This is a genomic window from Pedobacter humicola (assembly GCF_056490705.1).
In genome coordinates this window covers 577,346-591,140 of the sequence record NZ_JBWJIG010000002.1, presented here as the reverse complement: position 1 = coordinate 591,140, position 13,795 = coordinate 577,346, and the positions used below count along the sequence as shown (strand labels likewise).

The following is a 13,795-nucleotide window of genomic DNA, read 5'->3' as shown; positions in this document are numbered from 1 at the left end:
GGCCCTGAACAAAAAAAGAGCGTTCTGATTTTACATCGGAACGCTCTTTTTTTATAGATAGATCTTTACAGATATCTTATTTCTCAGCTAATTTATCACCGGTTACTTCGGCTTTAATTTTAACTTCTAATTCTTCTGCCAGTTCAGGGTTATCGCTCAACAATTGTTTTACGGCATCTCTACCCTGACCAAGTTTGGTGTCTCCGTAAGAGTACCATGATCCTGCTTTTTTGATGATGCCAAAGTCAACACCTAAGTCGACAATTTCTCCATTTTTAGAAATACCTTCACCAAACATCACATCAAATTCTGCAATACGGAAAGGCGGAGCTACTTTATTCTTAACGATTTTTACTTTAACACGGTTACCAGAAACTTCATCTGAATCTTTGATCTGTGATATACGGCGGATATCTAAACGTACCGATGCATAAAATTTCAGGGCATTACCACCTGTAGTGGTTTCAGGGTTACCGAACATTACGCCAATCTTATCACGCAACTGGTTAATGAAAATACAGCAACATCCGGTTTTAGAAATTGTTCCGGTTAACTTACGTAAGGCCTGGCTCATTAAGCGGGCATGTAAGCCCATTTTACTGTCGCCCATTTCGCCTTCGATCTCACTTTTAGGAACCAATGCGGCAACAGAGTCAATTACAATTACATCAATTGCGCCCGAGCGGATCAGGTTATCGGCAATTTCTAAGGCCTGCTCGCCGTTGTCTGGCTGAGAGATCAACAGGTTATCCGTATCTACACCTAATTTCTTTGCATAAAACTGATCAAAAGCGTGCTCTGCATCGATAAATGCTGCAATGCCGCCTTTTTTCTGTGCCTCGGCAATAATGTGTGTAGCTAAAGTCGTTTTACCAGAGGATTCCGGACCATAAATCTCAATTACACGGCCTTTTGGGATACCCCCGATGCCTAATGCAATATCTAAACTGATTGATCCTGTAGAAATAAAATCTATTGGCTCAATGGCAGTATCGCCAAGTTTCATAATGGTACCTTTACCGTATGATTTCTCTAGTTTATCTAAAGTAAGTTGTAGGGCTTTTAATTTATCTGGATTTGCAGTGCTCATTTCTTTTTTCATTGATTGCGTAAATATAATCGATTCCCGGCTAATATGATCAAATGTTGATATTTATAATGCTAATATATTTAGCTAAGGTAAAAGTTTTTTAGCTAATGTCAATAGTAAAATGAAAATATTTTTTCTACGCCCTTAACTTATTTCTTTCATTCTGTGCGGTTAGCCGTTCAAAATACCGGCACATATAGGTAATTTCGCAGACATCACATTTCGGACTCCGTGCCACACAAACATAACGGCCATGCAGGATAAGCCAGTGGTGGGCAATATGGATATCGTGTTCGGGCAGGTGTTTAACCAAGTCTTTTTCTACAGCCAGAGGGGTTTTGCCATTGGTTAAACCCAAACGGTTGGCCACGCGGAAAACATGGGTATCAACCGCCATGGCCGGTGCATTGTAAATGACCGATGCAATTACGTTTGCGGTTTTGCGGCCAACACCTGGCATTTTTTGTAAATCGTCTATTCCTGATGGAACTACGTCATTAAATTCGTTAACGAGAATATTCGCCATACCCACCAGGTGTTTCGCCTTGTTATTGGGATAACTGATACTTCTGATGTAATCGAAAACAATGTCTGGGGTAGCTTCGGCCAGTGCTTTTGCATTCGGGAAACGCTGAAAAAGGGCAGGGGTAACCATATTAACCCTCTTATCTGTGCATTGTGCAGAAAGGATTACGGCTACTAAAAGCTGGTAAGGATTATGGTAATGTAACTCGGTTTCCGCATCAGGCTGCTTGGCCGAAAAATGTTCTACAAAAAGTTTGTAGCGTTCTTTTTTAAGCATGTGCAAAGATAGGGAAAAATGGAAGATGTAACATGGAAGATGTACAATGGCTGTGGTAAAATGGAGGATGTTTCTGGATTGCCAAATAATGATTTGATTGGTAAATTGCTGGGATGGATTAACACACTACACTCGACTTCAGATTAAGGGCTAACTCATTTCCCTCAATAGTTTATCACATTCTGCAAAAGCATTATAAAGGTACTTATTGCGATGCTTTTCACCCTGACCGCTAAAGGAAACCGATTTCATGATCAATCCCTGCATCCATTGTTTGGTCTGTTGGCAATAGGTCTGGTCTTCAGTCCTTAAATAGTTAAAAGTATTAAACCGGTTATAGCAGGCCATGCGGTCTTTAAAATCGACTAAATAGGCAATACTGCCCAATACATCGCAGTTGTACCAGTTGAAGGTGTGGTTCGGGTCGATAGTTTTTTTACTGCTGATGGCATACATATTCATATCGGTGAGGCAGTACCGCACTTGTTCGATAATCAGTTCCGCAAGTTCTTTGGCGATATAACCTGCTTCGAAAGCATACCTGATCTGTTCGATGGTGCCATGAACGGTATCTTTCGACCATATTTCAGTACAGGGGATCTCCAGGTAAATCTGGTTTAGTTCTTTGGAGATCTCAATAATCTCTGCCGCAAAAGCGCTAGGGTCGAACTTTACATCAGTATTCATCACACTGTCTGACCAGAAAAATAACTTGAAGCAGGTGAGCTCGGGATATTTAAAAAAATGGAACAGTGGAATATCATCAGTGGTAATGGTGATGTGTTTGTATTTGCTGTTTTGGATCTGTTTCAGGTTTTTGAGCAGATCCTGAAGATACAGTAACATGTTGGGTATTTCCTGATCCACGCTTAGGTAATCAAAGGTTACGGTAGGCAGCTGATCGGGCTTATAGATAAAAGGCACCCTGAAACTATCAGAGAGTTTGATAATCTGTTGAAGACTAAGGATGCTGTTACCTCTTATTTTTTTGTAAGCTTCATTGGTGCTGACTTCCAGAACTTCAGCGATGCTCTGCGCCAGATTCTGATATTCGGGCAATGCTGATTTGATTGATTCGAAAAATAACTCCTGCTGATTTGCCATAAAGAATAATTTATAAGTTGAAGTTATGATATTTATATCGCTAGTAAAGATTTTTAGGTTACTATATTGTTAGTAATTAATCTTTAAAGAGATTTATTATAAATATGTCACTTATAAAGATGTATCAATATACGAGGTAATTTTAAAAGATAATTTGAATTTTTTAAACTGTTGATCTTTGGTTATAAACTAATTCGCAACATCATGAAAAACCAAATTATAACCATCATGCTAGCCCTTCTTTTATTAAATACAAGAGGCTATGGCCAGGATAAGAAAAGTCATTTTCCTGCAGCGACGTTCCATCAGGCAAACGCAAAAATAACCGGAGTTTCCTTTGGGGTTTTTACCGGATTATCTGAAAAGCATAATAATGTGTTGACCAATGGTTTGCGGCTGGAGCTAGTGGGTATTGGGTTATTGTTACCGCTTGCTCCACGTAGTCCGATTGATTCGGGCGATAGCCTCGTCAAGGTAAGGGAAGTAAAGTTTACAGAAAAGATCAACGGGCTGAATCTTTCGGGTTCAGGGACCGTTTGCGATGACTGTATCGTTAATGGACTCACGATAGGTGGTATAGGACAATATCTATATGCTACAAATGGGATTTCTATTTCTATTATCGGGCTCATCGCAGAAAAACACAATGGCCTGCAACTTTCTATGTTTAATGATGTGCATAAAGGGAATGGAATGCAATTGGGCCTCAGTAATGATGCTATTGATTTTAAGGGTATTCAAGTGTCTGTGCTTGGTAACCATGCTATAAAATCCCGGGGCATTCAGGTTGGGTTATTTAACAAAAGCAAAAATTTAAAGGGTTTGCAGTTTGGACTTTGGAATGTTAATCAAAAAAGAAAAATGCCATTGATGAACTGGAACTTCAAAAGTTAATTTAATGCATGACTACGTATTTCTCTTTTCCTTGTGCTTCAATGGCTGGTTTTGAGCTATTGCGCTTAATCAGCCAGAACGCAAAGAAAGCACCAACCAAAGCCATTGCCGCGCCAACATAAGCCGGCGAAGTATAATCGAAACCATAAACGAGCGGAAGTCCGCCAAAGAAAGCACCCAAAGCATTGCCTATATTAAAACTCGCCTGACTGGCAGATGCCGCCAACATTTCGGAACCTTTGGCACTCTGGATCATCAACATCTGGATTGGTGCTGCCAGGGCAAAAGACACTGCGCCGGTAACAAAAGTCATAATTAAAGCCAATGGCTGACTAGCCGACACAAAGTGTACAATGAGCAGAGTAATCACCATGGTTAATAATAAAGCTGCAGATGCTTTTGCCGGCGAAAATTTATCAGCAAGTATCCCACCAATATAATTGCCACAAAGCATACCGATGCCCGCCAACATTAATATATAGGTAACTGCATTTGGCGAAAAACCAGCAACATCTGTCATCAGCGGAGCGATGTAGCTGTACCAGGTAAATAAACCCCCTGTTCCGATAGAAATCATAAAGATGATAATCCAGGCTTCCCTCTTTTTAAAGAAACTTAATTCTGCTTTTAAGTCACGGTTTTTAGTCGCTTCTAAAGCTGGTAGCCATAATTTTAAGCTTAATAAGGTAACCAGACCAACAAATACCACTACTGCGAACGAAATCCGCCAGGAGAAGTTGTGGCCAATAAACGTCCCCAATGGAACACCAACAATATTGGCAATGGTTAAGCCCATAAACATGAGCGATACCGCCTGTGCGGCTTTCCCTTTTTCCGCTATTCGGCTGGCCACCACCGAGCCTACACCGAAAAAGGCGCCGTGAGGTAAACCAGAAAGTAACCGGGCAATAAATAAGGTATTGAAAGTAGGGGCAAATGCAGAGAAAGCATTAAACACCGTGAACATGACCATCAAAGCAATCAGGATCATTTTTGGTGGATACTTACCTGCAATCATAATCAGCAAAGGCGCGCCGATTACTACTCCCAAAGCATAAGCCGAAATTAAATGACCGGCCTGTGGGATGGTTACAGCTAAATCTTTTGAGATATCGGGCAATAGCCCCATCATTACAAATTCTGTTATTCCGATGCCTAAACCGCCTAAAGTGAGTGGAAGTAAGTTCTTGTTCATAGCGTACTTAGTGTTAAATTTACACTATGCAAAGGTAAGGCTTTTTGTTTTAGGGGATTGTAAAAATTAGGCCATTTATAGCAGATGGATGATGTAGAATGGAAGATGGATGATGGGGAATCTGTTGTTAAATTGTGGTGGGGCTGATGGATTAGATGAGTCAATAGTGAATGGTTAAATGGTTGATGGACTGAGTGGTTAAGATTATTAGCTATCAACCCAATGGCTTACATCATCCATCTCACCTATTCCATTTTCCATAAAAAAAAGCTTGCCCCACCCTGTGGAACAAGCTTTTTTGGCTCGTGTAAAATCTACTACTTTGCGCGGCTGTAAGCTAAAATCTTGTTGATGGTTTCATCTTGGGGATTTTTAGCCAGTCTATCCAACTTACCTTTTATTTGATCATAAAATAAGTCGATTTCTGCGTCAGATTCAATATCAGTTCTAGGCTGAAACATGTTAGGTGTAGGTAAATTTACATTTGTTTTTGATGTAGAGGTTTTTGTCATAAGCAACTAAATGTGATAAGTTTTATAAACTTAACGATAGTTCAGATGCTTTATTTCAACCCCTAAAAAAATTTATGTAACATTTTTACTACCCTTTGTAGGTCATCTCCTTTGTTTTAAGCATTTTACGCAGATTACTTAGGGCGTAACGCATACGGCCCAGTGCTGTATTGATGCTTACATCAGTTAAATCAGCGATCTCCTTGAAGCTTAAATCAGCGTAATGACGCATCAGGAGCACTTCTTTCTGTTCGTCAGGCAATAAATGGATCATTGCCTTTAAATCTTTATGGGTCTGATCTCGAAGCATTTTATCCTCGGCGCTCTCATCATAAAAGTGTAGCATATTGAATACATCCATTCCATCCGAACTGGTGATGATGGGTGTTCTTTTTTCTTTCCTGAAATAATCGATAACCAAATTATGGGCAATGCGCATTACCCAAGGTAAAAACTTACCTTCTTCGTTATATCTTCCCGACCGCAGGGTATTGATTACTTTTATAAAAGCATCCTGAAAAATATCCTCAGCCAGATATTGGTCCTTAACCAATAAGTAGATAGAGGTATAAATTTTACTTTTATGTCTTCTTAAAAGTTCCTGCAATCCATTCTCGTTCCCGGTAATATATACCTTTACCAGGTCCTGATCATTATATGATTGTAAATTCATAGGTTTACCTACACTAAATCCCGTACTATTTGCTAAAAATTAATTTGTAGATGTTTAATTTCTATAGCTGCTCTCCTATGTTTTTTGAATGTGTTAGTTTGGTTTTGAGGTTGTTAATATCCAAAGAAAGTTATTTTTTTATCAAAAAGCAAAAAATAAAATGTTAAAAAATAAATTAACCGCCTCAGTACCCTATTTTTGTATGTTCTTAAAACCCTAACCACATTCTGGGGTTATACATTATATTCGTTACTATACATGAGCAAAAAAGAGGCCGAAAAAGATCCGCATAAAAATATTATCATAAAAGGTGCCCGGGTGCACAACCTAAAAAATATCGATGTTGCCATTCCAAAGAATAAGCTTGTGGTGGTAACGGGTATGTCTGGTTCGGGCAAATCGTCGCTTGCATTTGATACTTTATATGCTGAAGGGCAACGCCGATATGTAGAAAGTTTATCATCATACGCCCGTCAGTTTATGGGCAGGATGAATAAACCCGATGTTGATTATATTAAAGGCATTGCTCCGGCAATTGCCATCGAACAAAAGGTAATTACTTCCAATCCACGGTCTACCGTGGGTACATCGACCGAAATTTACGATTACTTAAAATTACTTTTCTCACGCATCGGTAAAACCATTTCGCCTGTTTCGGGCAAAGAAGTGAAAAAGGATTCGGTAAGCACGGTAGTTGATTATGTAAATGCCATGCCTGAAGATACAACGGTAACCATTTTTTGTCCGCTGTACCCGCACAACAACCGCACAATTAAAGAAGAACTGGCTATTTTACTGCAAAAGGGATTTTTAAGGGTGTTGATTAACGATAAAATAGAAAAGATAGAAACTATTTTAGATGATGCTGATTTTAAAGATGCGGAATTAACAGATGATAAAACGGTTCAGATCCTGATCGACCGTATTGTAACCAACCAGGAGGAAGAAACTTTGAGTAGGCTGGCCGATTCGGCGCAGACTGCTTTTTTCGAAGGTAAGGGCGATTGTTATGTGGAAGCCCAGGGGACGACAAAACATTTTAGCGATCGTTTTGAACTGGATGGCATCAAATTCGAAGAACCTACTCCAAACTTTTTCTCCTTCAACAACCCTTATGGTGCCTGTAAACGCTGTGAAGGTTATGGGAACGTTATTGGTATTGATGAAGATCTGGTTATTCCCGATAAGAGCAAAAGTGTTTATGATAATGCCATTGCCCCTTGGCGTGGCGAAAAAATGAATGTGTGGCTGCAGAATTTTATTAAAGCTGCACCGAAATTCGACTTCCCGATCCACCGTTCGTACAGTGCTTTAACGGAAAAAGAACAACAGTTACTTTGGACGGGCAATAAATATTTTGCAGGTTTGGATGCTTTTTTTAAAGAGCTGGAGGAGCAGACCTATAAAATCCAGTACCGGGTAATGCTATCACGCTACCGTGGAAAAACCACCTGCCCCGATTGTAAAGGTTCGCGTTTGCGCAAAGACGCTTCTTATGTAAAGATTGCAGAAAAATCGATCATTGATGTAGTGTTGATGCCTTTATCAAAAGCTTTGGTTTTCTTTAACGAGCTGAAGTTAAATGCCAATGATACCAAAATCGCCAAGCGTTTACTGGCCGAAATTGATAACCGTTTCCTTTATTTAAATAATGTGGGTTTAGGATACCTTACCCTGAACCGTTTATCGAATACCTTATCGGGTGGAGAATCACAAAGGATTAACCTCGCTACTTCGCTGGGGAGTAGTTTGGTGGGCTCTATTTATGTGCTGGACGAACCGAGTATCGGTCTGCACCCACGCGATACCAACAAATTGATAGAAGTATTGATTTCCCTCCGTAATGTGGGCAATACCGTTATCGTAGTAGAGCACGAGGAAGAAATGATGCGTGCGGCCGATTATATTATCGATATCGGTCCTGAAGCCGGTACTCATGGTGGTAACCTGGTTTTTAGCGGCAATTACGAAGAGATTTTAAAAGATAAGGACAGTTTAACCGGCCGTTACCTGGCAGGTATAGAAAAAATTGCCATTCCGGACAAACGCCGCAAATGGAAAGACCATATCCTGATCAAAGGGGCCAGGGAAAATAATCTTCAGCATATTGATGTGAAATTTCCATTGGGTGTTTTTACTGCGGTGAGCGGGGTGTCCGGATCGGGTAAAACCAGTTTGGTTAAAAAAATCTTGTATCCGGCATTACAAAAAGCAATCGGAAATTATGCTGGCGAGCAGACGGGTGCTTATGATGGCATTTTCGGCAACTACGATTTGGTAAGTGCCGTAGAAATGGTCGACCAGAATCCAATTGGCCGCTCGAGCCGTTCTAATCCGGTTACCTATGTTAAGGCATGGGACGATATCCGTGCCCTGTTTTCTGGCCTCGCCTCGGCAAAGGCCGCGGGATTAAAACCAGCAGCTTTTTCTTTTAACGTAGAGGGTGGCCGTTGCGATGTTTGTCAGGGTGAAGGCGAGGTGAAGATCGAAATGCAGTTTATGGCCGATATTTATCTGCCTTGTGAAGCCTGTAACGGAAAACGTTTTAAACAGCAGGTTTTAGATGTTACCTATAAAGAAAAGAACGTATCCGAAATTCTGGATATGACCATTGAGGAAGCGGTAGAATTTTTTAAAGATGAGCAAAAGATCCTCAATAAATTAAATCCTTTGGTTGATGTTGGTTTAGGTTATGTGCATTTAGGCCAATCTTCCAATACTTTATCAGGTGGCGAGGCGCAGCGTATTAAATTGGCTTCGTTCCTGATTAAGGGCAATAACGCCAATAAAACCCTCTTTATTTTTGATGAGCCGACCACTGGTTTACACTTTCACGATATTAAAAAACTGTTAAAAGCACTGAATACCTTAATTGAACAGGGCAATACCATTTTGGTAATCGAACACAACATGGACATGATCAAATGTGCCGACTGGGTAATCGATATCGGCCCTGAAGGTGGTGATGGCGGAGGGAATTTAGTGTTTGAAGGTATACCGGAAGACCTGGCCAAGGTGGAAAATTCGTATACCGGAAAATATTTAGCATCGCATTTAAATTTAAATCCATAATTTCGGCAATGCTTTTTCTAACGTTTTTCATCGGCATCATTCTCAATGCCATGGGTTATATCCCTCCGGGCAACATCAACCTCACGGTTGCGCAGCTCGCCATTAATAAGGGTATGCGGCAGGTTTGGTATTTTATCCTTTCCTTCTCTTGTGTAGAAGTGTTTTTCACCTTCGGGATGATGCGCTTTGCGAGATGGGCCATGAGTGATATCAACCCGAACGAAGCGGTTAGTGAAGTGCGCTTAAGCACTTTGGTTGATTGTTTTATGATTGTGATGTTCCTGGTGATGGGAACCATTACCTGGAGAAACCGGAAAAAAGCACCTAAAACGAGCAATAAAAAAGAAGATAAACGCAGTGGAAGCGTTTTGTACGGACTGATTTTAGGCGTTTTAAATCCTGTTCAGATTCCGTTCTGGTTGTTTTTTGGCAACTATGTGATTTTACACCAATGGATCGAAACCGATTACCTGTCCTTAGTTATTTTTAGTTTAGGGTCTGGAGTAGGGTCTTCGCTGGCACTTTATGTGTATGCGCATTTTGCGACTTATATCCAGGAAAAGTTTGCACTCAGCAGTTTGATCATCAATAAATCAATCGCGATATTTCTGTTTGCTTTGGCAGCTTATCTGGTCATCAAGCAGGCGATCGTGATTCTATAAATCCTATTCGAGGTCTGTGTCTCCACAGACCTTTTGTTTTTTTCTCCGCAGATTTTTCTTGCAAGATTATAGTTTTTTGTTCTGTGAGGATACAGACCGAGGAATAGTTATTGCGAATCTCTTATTTAATAATCCAGCCGGTTTCCTTGCCGGGATTGGCGATAAATTGATACCTTCCAAAAGTACCCAACAGGTTTACGATTTGTCCTGGCTGTAAGTTTGTTTTAATTGCCGCTAAACTATCAGGTTTGTTGTATACTTTTTGCTGAAGTACATTTATTTTTATCTTTTTCATTGGTTCAGATGCACTGATCAGGCTGTTGCCAGCAATAAAGCCAATTTGCCCGTTCGGCAGCTCTGCTTTATAATAATTTCCGGTCGCGGCATTAGCCTCCACAATTGTACCTGCATTTAGTTGGATTAAAACATCCCCATCACTTTGTGGCGATGAGCGCATTTTAGTGGCAGATGAGGTCCTTAATGTTTGATTTAGTTTCGTCGCGGAAAGGTTAATGTTGCCAGGTATTTTAGTTATCGGGTCAATAAAAGGTAGCGGATTTACAGCTCCACTGCTGGTATAAATGCCGAAATGTAGATGTGTAGGCGTAGTACGCGCGTTGCCGGTATTTCCCATCAGGCCCAAGGTATCGCCAAGGTTAACTTCCTGCCCTTCTACTGCGATTTGCTCGTCTAAATGGGCATAATATACTGTATAATCTTTACCCTTTGGACGCATCCAAACTACTTTTCCGCCCAGATTATTTTCATTTACACGTGTTATCGTTCCTGAGGAGGTGGCCAGTACAGGCATTCTGAAGCTCCCAAAAATATCAACGCCTTCATGTTTTCTGGCATCATTATCCCGCCCGTCTCCCCAATAACTTTTTATACTGTTGGTATTTTTTGATTTTATAGGGAAAGCAAGAGAGGGACCAGCGGTGATTTCCAGGTCGTACGCTACATTCTGTAACAGTTCTGGTTGAAGTCTGATCAAATAGCTGCCTGTTTCATCAATGTCGAAAGATACAGGACTATTTAAGGTATCGGCCGAAGCAATCAATTTTGGACTTTGATCATTGCTATACCAAATATCGATGTAAATCATTGCGCCTGCCGAAGGCTTTTTATTCAGTTTTATATTTAACTCTTGCCCCTTTATAGCATTGAATTTATAAGCGGTCGCCGGAATTTTATCCGCGGCAAAATAACCAGTTTCCTTGTAGGGAATAGGGATAGTTAATGCTTTTTGAAGACTTAACGCAGCAGCATTTAACCATGCCGAACCCATCGCCGTCTGATCTAATCCAGTATTTGTTAATTTCTTTTGATATTGCTCGTGCGGACTAGCTGCCTTAAAAAGATTTACAGAGCCTGTTTTGCAGGAGGTTAAACTTATGGCCAGGCCAATAGTAAAAAGGCATAGTAATGACCGGTATGTTTTCATATCATGATGTCTTCTTTAAACGATTGAATACGGCTGCGGTTACCAGCCCCCCTATGAGATACCAGGTTACCGTTAATATTTTTGTTTTGTCCGTTTTAGTAACGGGAGCATCATCCAGTCCTATTTTATCGGGAATACTTATTGCGCCAAAGCCGGCGGTGAGGCCGGCAAGGGCACCCTTTAAGTAGATATTTTTGCTGCCTCCAAAACCAATGGCGCTATAATACAGTCCATTACTTACCAGATCGCCAGCAAGGGTAGCGAGGTAAAGGTTGTTGCCCTCGGGCGCTTCCAAATTTAAGCTTTCTATTGATTTCGATAGCGCCTGTTCGCCCAAAAGATCAATCCTTGGCGCATCAGGATCTAGCCGCCTAACACTTTCATGCAATATATTTAGGGCCATGGCGCCAGTAAAACCCGCGAGTAATGATTTGAGTAGTTTCATAATAAGATAATCACGGTTAAGGTTGAATTGTTTTAAAGCCAAAGGAAATAAGCCAGGAGTAGCTTTGCCTACAGTAGTTTTCTGTTATAAAATTGATACACAATTAGCGTTCTGTTAACCTAATCATAACATTAAATTTATGTTTAGGAAGCCTAACCAAGCTAATATTGGGCTTTGATACAAAACATATTTTATCCTTATGTCTAACAGACGATTTTTCCTGAAAAATAGTTTGGCTGCCGCTGTAGTGGCCAGTATGTCACCGGTTCTTTCTTCATTTGCCGAAGAGCACCCCTCACCTGCCATATCGGGCAAAACACCTAAACTGCGTTTCGCTATCGCATCCGATGGGCACTATGGTCAGCCGGGAACGGAATACAAGCAAAACCACGAAAATATTGTAAAGTGGCTAAACGAATCACATGATAAAAATCCGCTCAATTTTGTGATCATCAATGGTGATCTGGTACACGACCGCCCTGATTTATTGCCAGAGGTTAAAAAAGACTATTACGATAAACTTAAAGTTCCTTTTTATGCCATTCCGGGTAACCACGACCATGCAGATGCGAAGATCTGGAAATCGGTTTTCGGTTATGAAGACAATTTCTCTTTTGAAAAAAACGGGGTGGGTTTTGTATTGGCCAATACCTCCGATACCAAAGGGACTTACCTGTGCCCAAACAACGATTTTTTAAAACAGGAGCTTGATAAGTTTAAAGACCTGAAAACGGTTTTCGTGGTACTGCATATCCCGCCTCATTTCTGGGCGCCCGAAAGCCCATTTGTAGAATGTCCGGATACGATTAAATTATTGCACAGTTATACGAATGTAAAGGCGGTATTCCATGGACACGACCATAGTCTGGATGCTGTTTTTTATACCGATAAACTGCCACATTTTTTTGATGCCCACATTGGCGGGAACTGGGGTACGGCCTATAAAGGTTACCGGATAGTAGAAGTGGATGAAAATGATAAGATCAAGACCTTCCAGGTGAATGCAAGCGGGTCGCCGCTGTTGAATGAAACGAAATTTTAACTGATATATTAAACTAAGATGAAAAAGATACTATTAGCAATCACTTTTGCAGGTATTGCACTGAATTGTTCTGCCCAAAAGATAACGGAAGGTCAATTAGATGTTAAGATGGGGACAGACGCTGCGCAACCCTTTTTGTTTTCTTTGAACACGCTAACGGCGGAAAACCCGCGCTGGAATATCCATTATTCCGGTAGTTATGGCGAAAGAACCAATGGTCAGTTCGGGTATGACGGTTTAGGACAGCAGTTTGGTGTTAAAGGATATCTGGGCAGTCGGTTTACGTTATACGCAACAGCTGCGATCGGCTTTGCCAATTCAGGTGGGGTTACCTCTGCCGAACAGGCCGAAGTTATCAGGGATTTAGTGGGTGGTAAAGGCATTGCAGGTTTTCGGTTGGGCGCTGGCTTGGGATTAAGCAGGGACTGGTCGAACACGGGTTCGGCGATCAGCCGTATTACGGCTGCGTTTGACCGGACAAACTGGAGAATGGCGGGCAATCTACGTTTCGAAAAAGCTTTTGATAAAACAAGGGACAAGCTTGATTTTATTACCAGTTTTGGTTATCAGCACCGTATTTCTAACGTTTTTTACTTAGGCTTTGAAGCATTGGGGCAGGATTTAGAAGGCCTGTGGGAAAAAGATGAAGCTGAAGGCGGAGCAAAGGTAATGATCGGTCCATCCATTAATCTGGAGCCAAACCATTCGAAACTTTCGTTCTCCATTTCTGGCGGACCTGTTTTTTATGCCACGCGCAGTCAGGTGATCCCATCAGAGGCCATTCGCGAAATCGGTTCGGTAGCCTCGGGTAACGGTTATACCATCAGGGCCCTGGTTAACTTTAATCTTCACCGTTAATC

At 41.0% G+C, this 13,795-nt stretch carries 13 protein-coding genes; 5 read left to right on the top strand and 8 right to left on the bottom strand.

Annotated features, from left to right (window positions below; translation table 11 throughout):
• Positions 1–76 precede the first annotated feature (76 nt).
• The 3 genes from recA to AC04Q1_RS05965 form a co-directional block, all read right to left on the bottom strand.
• On the bottom strand, positions 77–1,090 hold the full coding sequence (gene recA / locus AC04Q1_RS05975) for a recombinase RecA (protein WP_055912009.1): 1,014 nt from the start codon (positions 1,088–1,090) through the stop codon (positions 77–79).
• 136 nt (positions 1,091–1,226) lie between these two features.
• Positions 1,227–1,892, bottom strand: a complete 666-nt coding sequence (gene nth, locus AC04Q1_RS05970) for an endonuclease III (RefSeq protein ID WP_478362765.1) — start codon at positions 1,890–1,892, stop codon at positions 1,227–1,229.
• Positions 1,893–2,042: 150 nt separating this feature from the next.
• Positions 2,043–2,996, bottom strand: coding sequence for a hypothetical protein (locus AC04Q1_RS05965; RefSeq protein WP_478362763.1), 954 nt, complete (start codon positions 2,994–2,996; stop codon positions 2,043–2,045).
• Between the two features lie 204 nt (positions 2,997–3,200).
• On the opposite strand from AC04Q1_RS05965, the gene AC04Q1_RS05960 reads away from it, so the two are divergent.
• Complete coding sequence (locus tag AC04Q1_RS05960; RefSeq protein WP_478362761.1) at positions 3,201–3,890, top strand: LA_2272 family surface repeat-containing protein; 690 nt, start codon at positions 3,201–3,203, stop codon at positions 3,888–3,890.
• Between the two features lies 1 nt (position 3,891).
• On the opposite strand, the gene AC04Q1_RS05955 is transcribed toward AC04Q1_RS05960, so the two are convergent.
• The 3 genes from AC04Q1_RS05955 to AC04Q1_RS05945 all read right to left on the bottom strand — a co-directional run bounded on the left by AC04Q1_RS05955 (position 3,892) and on the right by AC04Q1_RS05945 (position 6,270).
• Complete coding sequence (locus AC04Q1_RS05955) at positions 3,892–5,085, bottom strand: MFS transporter (RefSeq protein WP_478362759.1); 1,194 nt, start codon at positions 5,083–5,085, stop codon at positions 3,892–3,894.
• 317 nt (positions 5,086–5,402) lie between these two features.
• The gene (locus AC04Q1_RS05950) at positions 5,403–5,597 is read right to left on the bottom strand and encodes a hypothetical protein (RefSeq protein ID WP_108199343.1); all 195 of its coding nucleotides are present in this window, start codon (positions 5,595–5,597) and stop codon (positions 5,403–5,405) included.
• A gap of 88 nt (positions 5,598–5,685) precedes the next feature.
• Entirely contained in the window at positions 5,686–6,270 is a 585-nt protein-coding gene (locus AC04Q1_RS05945; protein WP_184465176.1) for an RNA polymerase sigma factor, read from the bottom strand.
• Positions 6,271–6,528: 258 nt separating this feature from the next.
• Between AC04Q1_RS05945 and uvrA the strand changes: the two genes are divergently transcribed.
• Positions 6,529–9,342 carry an excinuclease ABC subunit UvrA gene (gene uvrA / locus AC04Q1_RS05940; RefSeq protein ID WP_478362757.1) on the top strand — a complete coding sequence of 938 codons (2,814 nt, stop codon included), beginning with the start codon at positions 6,529–6,531 and terminating at the stop codon, positions 9,340–9,342.
• Between the two features lie 8 nt (positions 9,343–9,350).
• Positions 9,351–10,004: a LysE family transporter gene (locus AC04Q1_RS05935; RefSeq protein WP_316847835.1), complete on the top strand. Its 654-nt coding sequence runs from the start codon at positions 9,351–9,353 to the stop codon at positions 10,002–10,004.
• A 121-nt stretch (positions 10,005–10,125) separates the two neighbouring features.
• On the opposite strand, the gene AC04Q1_RS05930 is transcribed toward AC04Q1_RS05935, so the two are convergent.
• Together AC04Q1_RS05930 and AC04Q1_RS05925 are read right to left on the bottom strand one after the other, a co-directional pair.
• Complete coding sequence (locus AC04Q1_RS05930; RefSeq protein WP_478362755.1) at positions 10,126–11,448, bottom strand: peptidoglycan DD-metalloendopeptidase family protein; 1,323 nt, start codon at positions 11,446–11,448, stop codon at positions 10,126–10,128.
• A gap of 1 nt (position 11,449) precedes the next feature.
• Positions 11,450–11,893 carry a hypothetical protein gene (locus AC04Q1_RS05925; protein WP_478362753.1) on the bottom strand — a complete coding sequence of 148 codons (444 nt, stop codon included), beginning with the start codon at positions 11,891–11,893 and terminating at the stop codon, positions 11,450–11,452.
• Between the two features lie 199 nt (positions 11,894–12,092).
• Between AC04Q1_RS05925 and AC04Q1_RS05920 the strand changes: the two genes are divergently transcribed.
• Both AC04Q1_RS05920 and AC04Q1_RS05915 read left to right on the top strand, forming a co-directional pair.
• Entirely contained in the window at positions 12,093–12,935 is an 843-nt protein-coding gene (locus AC04Q1_RS05920; protein ID WP_478362751.1) for a metallophosphoesterase family protein, read from the top strand.
• 18 nt (positions 12,936–12,953) lie between these two features.
• Positions 12,954–13,793, top strand: coding sequence for a hypothetical protein (locus AC04Q1_RS05915; protein WP_478362749.1), 840 nt, complete (start codon positions 12,954–12,956; stop codon positions 13,791–13,793).
• The last annotated feature ends 2 nt before the right edge of the window (positions 13,794–13,795 follow it).